12 protein-coding genes are annotated in these 13842 nt (G+C 72.5%); 6 read left to right on the forward strand and 6 right to left on the reverse strand.

Going from position 1 to position 13842, the window contains the following annotated elements:
* Positions 1-59 precede the first annotated feature (59 nt).
* The 5 genes from IE274_RS18045 to IE274_RS18065 all read left to right on the forward strand — a co-directional run bounded on the left by IE274_RS18045 (position 60) and on the right by IE274_RS18065 (position 6649).
* Complete coding sequence (locus IE274_RS18045; RefSeq protein WP_190116807.1) at positions 60-1388, forward strand: DUF2252 domain-containing protein; 1329 nt, start codon at positions 60-62, stop codon at positions 1386-1388.
* A gap of 116 nt (positions 1389-1504) precedes the next feature.
* Positions 1505-2191, forward strand: a complete 687-nt coding sequence (locus IE274_RS18050) for a hypothetical protein (protein WP_190116808.1) — start codon at positions 1505-1507, stop codon at positions 2189-2191.
* A gap of 42 nt (positions 2192-2233) precedes the next feature.
* Positions 2234-3052 carry a thioredoxin domain-containing protein gene (locus IE274_RS18055; protein WP_190116809.1) on the forward strand — a complete coding sequence of 273 codons (819 nt, stop codon included), beginning with the start codon at positions 2234-2236 and terminating at the stop codon, positions 3050-3052.
* A 105-nt stretch (positions 3053-3157) separates the two neighbouring features.
* Positions 3158-4852: an alkaline phosphatase D family protein gene (locus IE274_RS18060; RefSeq protein ID WP_190116810.1), complete on the forward strand. Its 1695-nt coding sequence runs from the start codon at positions 3158-3160 to the stop codon at positions 4850-4852.
* 150 nt (positions 4853-5002) lie between these two features.
* Complete coding sequence (locus tag IE274_RS18065) at positions 5003-6649, forward strand: serine/threonine-protein kinase (RefSeq protein ID WP_190116811.1); 1647 nt, start codon at positions 5003-5005, stop codon at positions 6647-6649.
* A gap of 96 nt (positions 6650-6745) precedes the next feature.
* On the opposite strand, the gene IE274_RS18070 is transcribed toward IE274_RS18065, so the two are convergent.
* Positions 6746-7315: a dienelactone hydrolase family protein gene (locus IE274_RS18070; RefSeq protein ID WP_190116812.1), complete on the reverse strand. Its 570-nt coding sequence runs from the start codon at positions 7313-7315 to the stop codon at positions 6746-6748.
* 30 nt (positions 7316-7345) lie between these two features.
* Here IE274_RS18070 and IE274_RS18075 point away from each other — a divergent pair, with 30 nt between their 5' ends.
* The gene (locus IE274_RS18075) at positions 7346-8437 is read left to right on the forward strand and encodes a mechanosensitive ion channel family protein (RefSeq protein ID WP_190116813.1); all 1092 of its coding nucleotides are present in this window, start codon (positions 7346-7348) and stop codon (positions 8435-8437) included.
* A gap of 48 nt (positions 8438-8485) precedes the next feature.
* On the opposite strand, the gene IE274_RS18080 is transcribed toward IE274_RS18075, so the two are convergent.
* The 5 genes from IE274_RS18080 to IE274_RS18100 all read right to left on the reverse strand — a co-directional run bounded on the left by IE274_RS18080 (position 8486) and on the right by IE274_RS18100 (position 13632).
* Complete coding sequence (locus IE274_RS18080) at positions 8486-10072, reverse strand: Na+/H+ antiporter (RefSeq protein ID WP_190116814.1); 1587 nt, start codon at positions 10070-10072, stop codon at positions 8486-8488.
* Between the two features lie 269 nt (positions 10073-10341).
* The gene (locus tag IE274_RS18085; RefSeq protein WP_190116815.1) at positions 10342-10815 is read right to left on the reverse strand and encodes a GNAT family N-acetyltransferase; all 474 of its coding nucleotides are present in this window, start codon (positions 10813-10815) and stop codon (positions 10342-10344) included.
* Positions 10812-11753 carry an RluA family pseudouridine synthase gene (locus IE274_RS18090; protein ID WP_190116816.1) on the reverse strand — a complete coding sequence of 314 codons (942 nt, stop codon included), beginning with the start codon at positions 11751-11753 and terminating at the stop codon, positions 10812-10814. Before IE274_RS18090 ends, IE274_RS18085 begins: the two co-directional genes overlap by 4 nt.
* Before the next feature lie 61 nt (positions 11754-11814).
* The gene (gene lspA, locus IE274_RS18095; protein WP_190116817.1) at positions 11815-12549 is read right to left on the reverse strand and encodes a signal peptidase II; all 735 of its coding nucleotides are present in this window, start codon (positions 12547-12549) and stop codon (positions 11815-11817) included.
* Positions 12550-12627: 78 nt separating this feature from the next.
* Positions 12628-13632, reverse strand: coding sequence for a TraR/DksA family transcriptional regulator (locus tag IE274_RS18100; protein WP_190116818.1), 1005 nt, complete (start codon positions 13630-13632; stop codon positions 12628-12630).
* Between the last annotated feature and the right edge of the window lie 210 nt (positions 13633-13842).

The following is a 13842-nucleotide window of genomic DNA, read 5'->3' on the forward strand; positions in this document are numbered from 1 at the left end:
GGCGTTGAGAAGAGGGCGGACGACCGTCCCCCATGTCATGCACCAGGAGGCACCCCGCGATGTCGGTCCCGCAGCCCACCGCCGACCAGCGCGGCGAGGAGATCCTCGCCGTCTTCGACACCGCGTTCGGCGAGCTGCTCGCCGCCGACCCCGCCGCGTTCCGGGTGAAGTTCCGGAAGATGGCGGCCTCGGCCTTCGCGTTCTACCGCGGCACGGCGTGCCTCTTCTACCAGGACCTGGGCCGCGAGCAGCACGCCGGTCCGTACGTGGACGACCGCACCGGCCGGGTCTGGATCCACGGCGACCTGCACGCCGAGAACTTCGGCACGTACATGGACTCCCAGGGCCGCCTGATCTTCAACGTCAACGACTTCGACGAGGCGTACGTGGGTCCCTTCACCTGGGACCTGAAGCGCCTCGCGGCCTCGCTGGCCCTGATCGGGTACACGAAGGCGCTCAGCGACGAGCAGATCACGTCCCTGGTCCGCACGTACGCCGCGGCGTACCGCGAGCGCGTGCACGACCTGGCGACGGGCGCCAAGAGCGACGAGGTGCCGCCCTTCACCCTCGACACGGCCCAGGGCCCGCTCCTGGACGCCCTGCGCGCGGCCCGCTCCCTGACCCGCTTCGAGCTCCTGGACTCGATGACGGAGATCCGTGACTTCGAGCGCCGCTTCGCGCCGGGCGGCGGCTCCATCGAGCTGGACGCCGCCACCCGGTACAAGGTCCTGGCGGCCTTCGACGGCTATCTGGAGACGCTGCCGGAGTCCTCCCTGACCCGCCCGGACTCGTACCGGGTGAAGGACGTGGTGGGCCGCCGCGGCATCGGCATCGGCTCGGCCGGGCTGCCGTCGTACAACATCCTCCTGGAGGGCAACAGCGACGCCCTGGAGAACGACGTCGTCATCTACCTGAAGCAGGCCCAGACCCCGGCCGTCTCCCGGCACGTCACGGACACCGCGATCCGCGACTACTTCCAGCACGAGGGCCACCGCACGGTCATCTCGCAGCGGGCCCTGCAGGCGCACGCCGACCCCTGGCTCGGCTGGACCGAGCTGGACGGCGCGGGCCAGCTCGTCGCCGAGGTCTCGCCGTACGCGGTCGACCTGGACTGGTCGGACATCGACGACCTGGACGAGATCTCCGCCGTGGTGGCCGACCTGGGCCGGGCCACGGCGACGATGCACGCGGCGGCGGACGACGAGAGCGGGCACTCGGACCTGGTGCCGTTCTCCACGGAGCGCGCCATCGACGCCGCCATCGCGGCCGACGAGGGCGGCTTCGGCGACCTCCTGGTGGACTTCGCGCACAGTTACGGCGCCCGGGCGCGCGCGGACCACCAGATCTTCGTCGACCTCTTCCGCAACGGCCGGATCCCGGGCCTCTAGGAGCGGCGCCGGGCCGTGGCGGCCGTTGCGTGCGGCGGTCGCCGCTGCCGTCAGGTGGATTCATAGCGACCCTTTAGGGGTCTCTTATGACGGCTCATGGCACACTCGCTTGCGCGATGGACATATCCGGGACCCAGATCAGAGTGGTGCGTGCGGCACTGTTCACGGCACTCGTCGTGATGCTGTCCGCCGCGTCGCACATTCTGCTGTCCCGGGCCCCGCTGCCGCTCACGACCTGCCTCGCCGTCACGGCCGGCGTGTACGTCATCGCGTACGCGCTGGCGGGGCGCGAGCGCGGATTCGGCCGCATCGCCGCCCTCCTGATCCCCCTTGAGCTGGCCGCCGACACCGTCTTCACCTCGGGCCAGCACGTCTGCTACGGCCAGGCGGGCGGCCCCGTCACGGGCCCGCTGCGCTCCTTCGGCGTCGACGTGCTGTGCGGCGGCGGCAGCGTCGGCACCCCGCTGGCCCGGATGACGGGCGGCGACGGCCACGGCGCCGCCGCCCTGCTCGCCGACGGCGGCCCGGCCACGGCCTGGCTGCTGCTCGGCGCGCACGTGGGCGTGGGGCTGCTCGCGGCGGCCTGGCTCGGGCGCGTCGAGCGGGCCGTGGCGAGGCTGCTGCGGGCGGCGGCCGCGGCGACGTTCCGGCCGCTGCTGCTCGCGGTCGCCGCGGTCACCCGCCGGGTCGAGCCGGTGCGCCGACTGCCGCGCACCGCCCGCCGGACGCCGGTCGTCCGCACCCGGCTGCTCGTGCACTTCGTGGGACGGCGTGGACCGCCGTGCTGGGCCCTCTGCGCCTGAGCACAGCCGACCGTCCACCCGTCACACCCACGGAGAACCACCATGAGCAAGCGCAACAGCCAGGCCGCGAAGCAGGCCGCCCGCGAGCGGATCCGCGCCCAGCAGGAAGCCGAGCGCAAGCGCGAGAAGCGCAAGCGGTCCATCATCGTCGGCACGTCCATCGTCGGCGTCCTCGCCCTCGCGGGCGGCGTCTCGTACGCCGTCATGCAGAGCAACAAGCCCAGCTACTGGGACGACGCCAAGGACAAGAAGCTCGTCAAGCCCGCGAACACCACCGGCAAGGACGGCACGACCGTCGTCGTCGGCAAGGCCAGCGCCAAGAAGACCATGAAGGTCTACGAGGACCCGCGCTGCCCGATCTGCGCCAGCTTCGAGCAGACCGTCGGCCCGACGGTCGAGAAGGACCTCAAGGACGGCAAGTACAAGGTCCAGTTCGTCGGCGCGACGTTCCTGGACAACAACATCCCGGGCGAGGGCTCCCGCAACGCGATGAGCGCGCTCGGCGCCGCCCTGAACGTCTCCCCGGACGCCTTCCTCGCGTACAAGAAGGCGCTGTACTCGGAGGACAACCACCCGAGCGAGCAGGACGACAAGTTCAAGGACGACTCCTACCTGCTGAAGGTCGCCAACGAGGTGCCCGCGCTGAAGAAGAGCGCGGCCTTCAAGAAGGCGGTCAAGGACGGTACGTACGACCGCTGGGCCCTGGCCATGGGACAGGCGTTCCAGGACGACAAGGACGGGGTCGAGGGCACCCCCGCGTTCGTCTTGAACGGCAAGCAGCTCAAGGGCGCCGACGGCAAGAACGCGCCGATGTCGGTCGAGGACTTCAACAAGGCCGTGGACGCCGAGCTGAAGGCCTGATCCAGGAGTTATCACGCAAGCGCAGTAGGCGCGTTGCGGAAGAGCGGGCGAACTTTCGGTGGTCGCCCGCTCTTCGCCCATTACCGGTCCGTAGGGTGACCCCTCGTGACCAGACGAAGAGACAACTCCCTTACGCCTGCCGAGGGTCCCGGCAAACCGGCCGCCACCCTCACCCCGCGCCGCCGCACCGTCGTCAAGGCCGCGGCGGCCACCGCCGCCCTCGCCGCCCCGCTCGCGGCGACCCCGACGGCCCGGGCCGCCGACGGCCCCGCCTTCCTGCACGGTGTCGCCTCCGGGGACCCGCTGCCCGACGGCGTCCTGCTGTGGACGCGGATCACGCCGACGCCCGACGCGGTGCCGGGGTCCGGCAAGGGCCCGGACGTCGAGGTGCGGTGGGAGGTGGCCGAGGACAAGGGCTTCGCCAAGGTCGTGGGCCGCGGCTCGACCACCGCGAAGGCCGCGCGCGACCACACGGTCAAGGCCGATGTAAGGGGCCTGCGCCAGGCGACCACCTATTACTACCGCTTCTCCATAGGCAGCGATTCGCCGGTGAGCTCCCCCGTGGGCCGCACTCGCACCGCCCCCGCCCACGAATCCGCCGCGCCCGGCGTCCGCTTCGGCGTCGTGTCGTGCTCCAACTGGGAGGCCGGCTACTTCTCCGCGTACCGCCATCTCGCCGCCCGCACCGAGCTGGACGCGGTCCTGCACCTCGGCGACTACCTGTACGAGTACGCGTCCGGCGGCTTCGCCTCGTCCGGCGACGTGGTGCGCGAGCACCAGCCGAAGCACGAGATCCTCACCCTCGCCGACTACCGCACCCGGCACGGCGCCCACAAGACCGACGCCGACGCCCAGGCCCTGCACCGCACGCACCCGGTGATCGCGATCTGGGACGACCACGAGGTCGCCAACGACGCCTGGTCGGGCGGCGCGGAGAACCACACCCCGGAGACCGAGGGCCCCTGGGCCGCGCGCGTGGCCGCCGCCAAGCAGGCGTACTTCGAGTGGATGCCGGTGCGCCCGGCCACCGAGGGCACCGTCTACCGCCGCCTGCGCTTCGGCAAGCTCGCCGACCTGCACCTGCTCGACCTGCGTTCGTTCCGCTCGCAGCAGGCGAAGGTCGGCAGCGGCGACGTCGACTCCTCAGCCCGTACGATCACGGGCCGCGCCCAGCTCGACTGGCTGAAGGCCGGGCTCGCCGCGTCGGACGCCGCGTGGAAGCTGGTCGGCACGTCGGTGATGATCTCGCCGGTCGCGTTCGGCTCGCTGCCCGCGTACCTCCTGAAGCCCCTCGCAGAGCTGCTCGGCCTGCCCGAGGGCGGTCTGGCCGTGAACACCGACCAGTGGGACGGCTACACCCACGACCGCAAGGAACTCATCGGGCACCTGCGGGACAAGGGCATCCGGAACACGGTGTTCCTAACCGGCGACATCCACATGGCGTGGGCCAATGACGTGCCGGTGACCGCCGCCACGTACCCGGCGTCGCCGTCCGCGGCCACGGAGTTCGTCGTCACGTCCGTGACGTCCGACAACGTCGACGACTTCCTGAACGTACCGCCGCAGACCCTGTCCCTCGTCGGCGTCGCCGCGGTCAAGGCCGCCAACCGCCATGTGAAGTGGCTGGACATGGACTCCCACGGGTACGGCGTCCTGGACGTCACGGCTGAGCGCTCACAGATGGACTACTACATAGTCTCCGACCGCAAGGACCCCAAGGCGACGTCGTCGTGGGCCCGTTCGTACCGCACGCTCACCGGCACGCAGAAGGTGGAGCGGGTGCACGCGCCGGTGCGCTGACGGGCCCGGTGAGCGGCGCGCGGGTCGACCCGGTGGCCAGTACGCCGGACGACCCGGTGGCCGGTGCGTCGGACGACCCACTGGCCGGTGCGCCGAACTGCCCGGTCGAGCACGCCGACACGTGCCCGTCGACCCCCTACGCTGTCGCCCATGAGTGGCCAGGGGGACGTGCTTGACGGGCGCTTCGAGCTGCTGGAGCGGCTCGGCAGCGGAGGCATGGGCACGGTGTGGCGGGCCCGCGACACCGTGCTGCACCGCGAGGTGGCGCTGAAGGAGGTCCGGCCGCCGGGGCCGGAGCCGACCGGCGACACCTCGCGGCTGCTGCGGGAGCGGGTGCTGCGCGAGGCGCGGGCGCTCGCCCGGCTCAACCACCCGCACGTCGTGACGATCCATCACATCGTCGACGTCGAGCCGCACCCGTGGCTGGTGATGGAGCTGCTTTCCGGCCGCACCCTCCAGGACTTCCTGGAAGCGCGCACGCTGCCGCCGAGGGAGGCGGCCCGGATGGGCCGGGAGGTCCTGACGGCGCTGCGGTCCGCGCACGCGGCGGGCATCCTGCACCGCGACATCAAGCCCGCCAACATCCTGCTGCGCGAGCCGTCCCCCGACCGCCCCGACGGCGTGCCGCCCGTCGTCCTCACCGACTTCGGCATCGCCGCGCTCCAGGGTTCCACGCAGCTCACCGTCACCGGCGAGCTGATCGGCTCGCCCGAGTACATCGCGCCGGAGCGCGTCCGGGGCACCGGCGAGGGCCCCGCCGCCGACCTGTGGTCGCTGGGTCTCGTCCTGTACGTGGCCGTGGAGGGCGTGAGTCCGCTGCGCCGTCTCTCCACCCTGGCCACGCTGGCCGCGGTGCTCGACGAGCCGGTGCCGCCGCCGGTGCGCTCCGGTCCGCTGGCCCCGGTCCTGGCGGCGCTGCTCGTGCGGGACCCGGCGCTGCGGCCCGACGCGGAGCGCCTGGACGCGATGCTCGCGGCGGTCGCGGACGGGGGTGCGTGGCAGCCCACGGAGACGGTGCCGGGCCCGGCCGTACCGCCCACGGAGACCGCGCCCCGCCCGGCCTTCCCGCCCGCCGCGCCGCCCCCGCCACCCGGGCCCCCGGGCCGGACCCACCGGCAGCCCCCGCCCGACACGCACCCGGACGGCACGCCCCGGGCCGACCGCCACGGCCCGGCCCGGCGCCGCACCCCCGTGATCGCTGCCGCGACGGTGGCCGTCGTCCTGGTGGCGGGCGTGGCTCTGGCGTTCGCGCTGCGCGACGGCGGGGGCGGCGGCACGGAGGGCAAGGGCGGCGGCCGGACCGGCGGGGCGGAGACCGAGTCGGCGTCGGCGTCGACGCGTACGAAGGGTCCGGCCGAGCGGCCCACCGGCGGCACGAGCGCCGAGCCGAGCGACACCCCGCGGCGGAGCACTCCCCCCGCGTCCCCCGCCTCCTCGGCGCCGACCACGTCCGCCGCGCCGCCCGCCTCCGGCCGCTGGATCGCCCAACTGCACTCCGAGCCCGGTACGTCGTCCGCCGCGACCCGCGACCGCAGGCTCGCCGCCGTCCGCAGGACCGTCCCGGAGGCGCGGTACCTGCGCAGCGACGACTACGCCTCGCTGCGCCCCGGGTTCTGGGTGTTCTACGCGCCGGGCCCGTTCGCCGACGGGAGTGCGGCGCTGCGGTTCTGCGCGGAGCGCGGCCGGACCTCGGCCCACACGTGTGTGGGGCGCTACCTCAGCGAGAGCGCCGGGGACCTCGGGCTCCAGTGCAAGCCGCCCGCGAGCAGCCCGGCGGGCCGCTGCGTGCGGTCCTGAGGAGCCCGGCGGGCCGCTGCGCGGGTCCTGAACCGATCCCCGAGGCGAGCTCTCAGAACCGGTTCCTGAAGCAGGGAGCCGGTTCCTGAGCCGGGACTACAGGCTCTCCAGGAACCCCAGCGCCGTCCGCCACGTCGCCTCCGCCGCCTCGGCGTCGTAGTCGTCCAGGTCGGGGTCGGTGTACAGGTGCCCGGCGCCCGCGTACCGGTAGACCTCCACGTCGGCGCCCGCCCGGCCCATCTGGAGGTACCAGGCGCTGAGCCAGTCGTCCGTCTCGAACGCGTCGGGCTCGGCGACGTGGAGCTGTACGGGGAGTTCGTCCACGGACGCGTTCGCCGCGATGTCGGACGTGCCGTGCAGGAGCAGCAGGCCGCGGGCCTTGGCGTCGCCGAGGGCGAGGGTCTGCGCGGTGGCGGCGCCGAGCGAGAAGCCCGCGTAGACGAGGCCCCGGTCGGAGTAGGGCGCGGCGGCCAGGACCGCGCGCTTGAGCAGCTCGTCGTTGCCGAGCTCGTCCTTGAAGGCCAGCCCTTCCTCGACGGACTCGAAGGTGCGGCCGTCGAAGAGGTCCGGGGTCCACACCTCGTGCCCGGCCGCGCGCAGCCGGTCGGCCGCCGCCCGCACCGCGGGCCGCAGCCCGTACGTCGAATGGAAAAGCATGATGTTCATGGGGCCATCGTGCCACCTACCCTCTGAGGCATGGAGAACGTGCTGCGTCCGTTGATCGTGGTCGGCGGCTCGGTCGTGCTCACGCTCGCCGTCGGCTGGGTGGCCGACTGGGCGCTGCGCCGGGCCGCCGACCGACGGCCCGAGCAGCCGCTGTGGGAGCTGCTGCGCCGCTGCCGGCTGCCGTTGCAGCTGGTGCTGTGCGCGGCCATGCTGCGCGGGTCGTACGCCCAGGCGGAGATCGCCGAGGGGCATTCGGTGGGCATCGGCAGAGCGCTCACGCTGGTCCTCATCGCCTCGGTCGCCTGGCTGGCGGTGCGGATCTCGGCGGCCGTGGTGGAGTCCTCGTACGCGCGCTACGCCTCCGCGCACCGCGACCCGGCGCGGGTCCGGCGGGTGCGGACGCAGGTCACGCTGATCCAGCGGGTGGTCGCGGCGGTCGTGGGCGTGGTGGCGGTGGCCGCGATGCTGCTCACGTTCCCGGCCATGCAGGCGGCCGGGGCCTCGCTGCTCGCGTCGGCGGGCGTCCTCGGCATCGTCGCGGGCGTGGCCGCGCAGTCCACGCTCGCCAACCTCTTCGCGGGGCTGCAGATCGCCTTCGGCGACATGGTGCGGATCGGGGACACGGTGGTGGTGGACGGCGAGTGGGGTGTCGTCGACGAGATCACGCTGACGTTCCTGACGGTGCGGACCTGGGACGAGCGCCGGATCACGATGCCGGTGTCGTACTTCACGTCGAAGCCGTTCGAGAACTGGTCCCGCGGCGGCGCCCAGATGACCGGCACCGTCTTCCTCCAGCTCGACCACACGGCCCCCATGGCGGCGATGCGCGAGAAGCTGCACGAGATCCTGCGCGAGTGCGCCGCCTGGGACGGCCGCGACTGGGGCCTCGCGGTCACCGACACGACGCCGAACACCATGCAGGTGCGCGCCCTGGTGACCGCCAAGGACGCCGACGACATCTGGACGGTGCGGGTCACGGTCCGCGAGCAGCTCGTGGCCTGGCTGGCCGAGAAGCATCCGTACGCGCTGCCCCGGGTCAACACGGCCTGGGCGGTGGAGCCGCCGGACGGCGACCATCCGCATCCGGTGACGCCGCACGTGCCGCGGACGGGGCGGGGCTGAGCGGCCCGGCCCCGGGACCCGGACCCTCGCGGCGCCCCGGCCCCGCCCTCAGCGCAGGCTGCGTACGTCCAGGTGGTGCAGCACCCGGTCCACGATCTCCGGGTCGTAGCCGGGTTCGCTGCGGGCGGCGAGGACCTCGTGGCGGGCGGCCGACATCATCTCGCGCTGGATGCGCTGGACGGCCTTGAACCGGTCGACGCGCTTGGCGTACCGCTCGCGCCGCTCGTCGTCCAGGATGTCGGGGCTGATCCGCGCGCCGATGTCGAAGGCGCCGCGCAGCAGCCGCTCGGCGACCTCCTCGGGCAGCTCCTCGACCTCCTCGATCTCCTTCAGGCGCGCCTTGGCGGCCTTGGCGGCGCGCACGGCGAGCTCGCGCTCCAGGGCCCGCTCGGCGTCGGTGTCGGCGCGCACGCCGAGCTTCCTGACCAGCCACGGCAGGGTCAGGCCCTGGGCGATCAGGGTCGCGATGATCACGCAGAAGGCGATGAAGACGATCTCGTCACGGGCGGGGAACGGAGCCCCGTCGTCCGTCTTCAGCGGAATGGCGAGGGCCAGCGCGACCGACGCCACGCCGCGCATCCCGGACCACCACATGACGACGGTCTCGCGCCAGGTCGTCGGGATCTCCTCGTCGTAGTCGCGGCGCTTGTGCAGCCGCTTGGCGAGCCAGGTGGCGGGCAGCAGCCACAGCAGTCGTACGCCGACGACGACGGCCACGATGGCGGCGCCCCAGCCGACCATCTCCCACTCGCGCCCGTCGGCCGTGCCGAACACGTTGTGCAGTTCGAGTCCGATGAGCCCGAACGCGACGCCGGTGACGAGGGTGTCGACGATCTCCCAGAAGGACTGCCCGGTGATCCGGCCGAGCACGTCGTCGGCGTCGGTGGCGTTCTCGGCGAGGTAGAGGGCCGTCGTCAGGACCGCGAGGACGCCGGAGCCGAGCAGTTCCTCGGCGAGTACGTAGGCGACGAACGGCACGAGCAGCGTCAGGCCGGTCTGCAGGGTCGCGTCGCCCAGCAGGCCCATGAGCTTGTTGGACAGCCAGCCGAGCGCGAGGCCGACGGCGACGGCGACGACGGCGGACAGCACGAGCTGGCCGACGGCCGAGGGCCAGGAGAAGGTGCCGCTGACGGCGGCGGCGATCGCCACGTGGTACAGCACGATCGCGGTGACGTCGTTGAAGAGCCCCTCGCCCTCCAGGATCGACACCAGGCGGCGCGGCAGGCCGAGCGACCCCGCGACGGCGGTCGCGGCCACCGGGTCCGGCGGGGCGACCAGCGCGCCAAGCGCGACGGCCGCGGCGAGCGGGAGCCCCGGCACGACGGAGTTCGCCACGGCCGCGACGGCCGCCGTGGTCACGAACACCAGCGCCACGGCCAGCAGCATGATCGGCCGGATGTTGGCCGCGAACTGCCGCCAGGACGTGCGCTGCACGGACGCGTAGAGCAGCGGTGGCAGCACCAGCGGGAGGATCAGCTCAGGCGCGATCTCGACGTTCGGCACGAACGAGAGGAAGGCGAGGACGCCCCCGAACAACGTCATGAGCACCGGCGCGGGCAACCCGATCCGATCCCCCAACGGCACGGTGACCAGGGCTCCCAACAACAGCAGGAGCAGCAACGCCAGTTGATCCACGGGATGCCCTCCGGCCATAGGAGCCCAAAACGATCAGCCCCTCAACCTTGCCACGCAACCCCACCAAACCAGCCAAAAACCACATCCGGCTGTCGACTTGGCTGCGGGCAATCGTCCCGCAGGGCGATAGGGGTCTCCCCTGCTCGAGCGAAGCCGAGGGCTTGGGGAAGGGTGGGCACAGCCCCCGGTGCCGGGCAACCGCACAGCCCCCCGTGCCGGGCACCCCTGCGTTCCAGGTCCACCGCGCCCGGCGGCGGCACCCCTACCGGCTAGCGCAGCGCCTTGCGCATGGCCCGATGCGGAATCCCCGCATCAAGGAACTCCGCCCCGTACGCCACGTACCCCAACCGCTCATAGAATCCCAGCGCGTGGGTCTGCGCATGAAGATCAACAGCATGCAGCCCCCGCTCCCGAGCAGCCCCCTCGATCGCGGCGACCAGCGCGGCCCCCACCCCGAGCCCCCGCGCGGACCGCAGCACGGCAAGCCGCCCCAGAGCACCCACACCGACGTCGGGGTCACCGTTCTTCACGACAGCGGCGTCGCCGGTCAGCAACCGCCCCGTCCCCAGGGCGCCCCCGCCCTCAGCACGCACCGCGAGAACATGCACGGCCCCGCCGTCGTACTCGTCGTACTCGATGTCCTCAGGCACGCCCTGTTCGGCGACGAAGACCTCCTTGCGCACCCCGAAGCACGCGTCCAGGTCCTCAGGACCCACCGCGACCCGGCAGGTCACCCCGCTCACGCGCTCTCCGCCCGCACCCGGTCGAGGGCCAGCTGAAGATCCTCGGGGTAGCCGCTCTCGAACTCGACCCACTGCCCGTCCCCGGGGTGCTCGAAGCCGAGCCGCATGGCGTGCAGCCACTGGCGGGTGAGCCCGAGCCGCTTGGCGAGCGTGGGATCGGCGCCGTACGTCAGGTCACCCACGCAGGGATGCCGGTGCGCCGACATGTGGACGCGGATCTGGTGGGTCCGGCCGGTCTCCAGCTTGATGTCGAGCAGGGAGGCCGCGCGGAAGGCCTCGATGAGGTCGTAGTGGGTGACGGAGGGCTTGCCCTCGGCGGTGACCGCCCACTTGTAGTCGTGGTGGGGGTGGCGCCCGATGGGCGCGTCGATGGTGCCGCTCATCGGGTCGGGATGGCCCTGCACCAGCGCGTGGTACCGCTTGTCGACCGTGCGCTCCTTGAACTGGCGCTTCAGCGACGTGTACGCCCGCTCGGACTTGGCGACGGCCATCAGGCCGGACGTGCCGACGTCGAGGCGGTGCACGATGCCCTGGCGCTCGGCGGCGCCGGACGTCGAGATGCGATACCCGGCGGCGGCGAGGCCGCCGATCACGGTGGTGCCGGTCCAGCCGGGGCTGGGGTGCGCGGCGACGCCGACCGGCTTGACGATGACGACGATGTCCTCGTCGTCGTGCACGATCTCCATGCCCTCGACGGGCTCGGCGACGATCTGCACCGGAGCGGGCGCCTGCGGCATCTCCACTTCCAGCCAGGCGCCGCCGTGCACCCGCTCGGACTTGCCGACCACCGAGCCGTCGACCGCGACCTTCCCCGCCGCGGCGAGCTCGGCGGCCTTCGTGCGGGAGAAGCCGAACATGCGCGAGATGGCGGCGTCGACGCGCTCGCCCTCCAGGCCGTCCGGTACGGGCAGGGTACGGATCTCGGGAATCGTGCTCACCCCACGAGTATGCAGGAGGGCTACGACACCGCCGTACCGAACGCCGTACGCGAGCGGCCGCTCAGTCCTTGTGGACGGTGCCGTCCGGGTCGAGGCCGCGGAAGGAGAGCAGCACGATCAGGATGCCGCCGCAGACGATCGCGGAGTCCGCGAGGTTGAACACCGCGAAGCCCTTCGGCGCGATGAAGTCGACCACCGCGCCCTTGAAGACGCCGGGCGAGCGGAAGATCCGGTCGGTGAGGTTGCCGAGCGCGCCGCCGAGCAGCAGGCCGAGCGCGATCGCCCAGGGCAGGCTGTACAGCTTGCGCGCGAGGCGGGCGATCACCACGATCACGGCGGCGGCGATCACCGTGAAGATGATGGTGTAGGCCTCGCCCATGCCGAAAGCGGCGCCCGCGTTCCGGATCGCGTTGAAACGCAGCAGGTCACCGACCACGTCGATGGGCTCGTGGTGCTCCAGCTCGGCGACCACGATCATCTTGCTGATGAGGTCCAGGGCGTACGCGAACAGGGCCACCCCGAACAGCACGGCGATCTTGCGCCGTCCCTTGGGCTTCGGCGCGGCCTCGGGCTCCGACGCGGCCGCCGGCTCGGCCTTGGCCGCCGACTCCGGGTCCAGGTCCGGCGTCCGCTCCGACTCCGGCTTCGGCTCGCCCGCGGAACGCTGCTCGTCCTCGGAACGCTGCTCGTCCCCGGAGCGCTGCTCGTCCTTGGGGCCGGAATCGGACTGCTCCGGCCCGGCCCCCTCCGCCTCAGGGATGTCCGGCGTACCGATGATGCGCTCCGCCTCTGCCACGTGAGTCCCTCAACCTAGGTGCCTGACTGGGGACGAGGGTACGACACCCACGTGCGGGCCAAGGCGCCCAGGCCACGCTCAGTAGCGCCGTTCCTGCTTCTGCTTGCACTCGACGCACAGCGTGGCCCGCGGGAACGCCTGCATGCGCGCCTTGCCGATGGGGTTGCCGCAGTTCTCGCAGAGGCCGTACGTCCCCGCGTCCAGGCGTTCCAGGGCGCGCTCCGTCTGCTCCAGCATCTCCCGGGCGTTCGCGGCGAGCGCCATCTCGTGCTCCCGCGTGATGTTCTTCGTGCCGGTGTCCGCCTGGTCGTCGCCCGCGCCGTCCCCGGAGTCCCGCATCAGGCCGGCGAGCGAGGTCTCGGACGCCTCGATCTCGGACCGCAGCCGCATGGTCTCGGACATCAGCTCGGTCCGCGCCTCGGCGACCTCCGCCGGGGTCCACGGGTCCTCGCCCGGCCGCACCGCGAGCTCGCCGGGCGTCGCCGCGGCCCGCGCCTTGGGCACAGAGCCCGACTTCGCCGCCGCCGTCGCCGTGCCCGGAGTCTTCTTCGCAACCACCGTCGTGGCTCCCGTCGTCTCCGCGGCCTGAGCCGCACTCTCGGCCGCGGACGCGGCCGTCTTCTTGGCCGTACGTTTCCTGGCTCCCGGACCCTTCGCGGCACCCGTCGCCTTCTTGGACGCACCCACCCCGCCCTCCGCCTCCGTCTTGGCGGTGGACTTCTTGGCAGCGGCCTTCTTGGCGGCCCCCGCACCCGCGACGGCCTTCTTCGGAGCCGACTCCCCCGATACCGCCCTCTCCGGAGCCGTCTTCTTGGCAACGGTCTTCTTCGCGGCCGCGTTCCTGGAGGTGCCCGCCGTCTCCTTGGCGGCAGCCTTCTTCGCCGGGGCCGCGGTGGACGTCTTCTTGGCCGTCGCCTTGGCGGGAGCCTTCGCGGCCGCCTTGGTCGCGGTCTTCTTCGGCGCCGCCGCACCCGCACGCACGGTCTTGACGGTGCGGGCCGCCTTGCCGCCTGCCGCCCCGGCCCCCGCGGCTGTGGATCTGCTGGACGCCGACTGCTGTACGGCGGTCTTCTTCGCCACCATGGCCGCGGCCCCTTCACATATTGTGATCTTGCACGCGAATCGTGCTGGGACGATAAATCGACTCCAGGCCCGCGGCAACGGGGCACGCCGCCCGATTGGCCCGCCGCCGGGGGTCGCGCGGTGAGCCTGCCTGCGTTGTGCCCAGCTCTCCGGCGGGTAATCCGCCGGACTCCCGAGGTCCGGATCCGGACGCTCCGCATATCGCCATTC

Source organism: Streptomyces flavofungini, assembly GCF_014650815.1.
Lineage (GTDB): Bacteria > Actinomycetota > Actinomycetes > Streptomycetales > Streptomycetaceae > Streptomyces > Streptomyces flavofungini.

What these genes read in the sequence shown, in the direction of transcription:
- IE274_RS18045 (WP_190116807.1), top strand. Translation starts at nt 60, where the DNA reads ATGTCGGTCCCGCAGCCCACCGCCGACCAGCGCGGCGAGGAGATCCTC.
- IE274_RS18050 (WP_190116808.1), top strand. Translation starts at nt 1,505, where the DNA reads ATGGACATATCCGGGACCCAGATCAGAGTGGTGCGTGCGGCACTGTTC.
- IE274_RS18055 (WP_190116809.1), top strand. Translation starts at nt 2,234, where the DNA reads ATGAGCAAGCGCAACAGCCAGGCCGCGAAGCAGGCCGCCCGCGAGCGG.
- IE274_RS18065 (WP_190116811.1), top strand. Translation starts at nt 5,003, where the DNA reads ATGAGTGGCCAGGGGGACGTGCTTGACGGGCGCTTCGAGCTGCTGGAG.
- IE274_RS18070 (WP_190116812.1), bottom strand. Translation starts at nt 7,315, where the DNA reads ATGAACATCATGCTTTTCCATTCGACGTACGGGCTGCGGCCCGCGGTG.
- IE274_RS18075 (WP_190116813.1), top strand. Translation starts at nt 7,346, where the DNA reads ATGGAGAACGTGCTGCGTCCGTTGATCGTGGTCGGCGGCTCGGTCGTG.
- IE274_RS18100 (WP_190116818.1), bottom strand. Translation starts at nt 13,632, where the DNA reads ATGGTGGCGAAGAAGACCGCCGTACAGCAGTCGGCGTCCAGCAGATCC.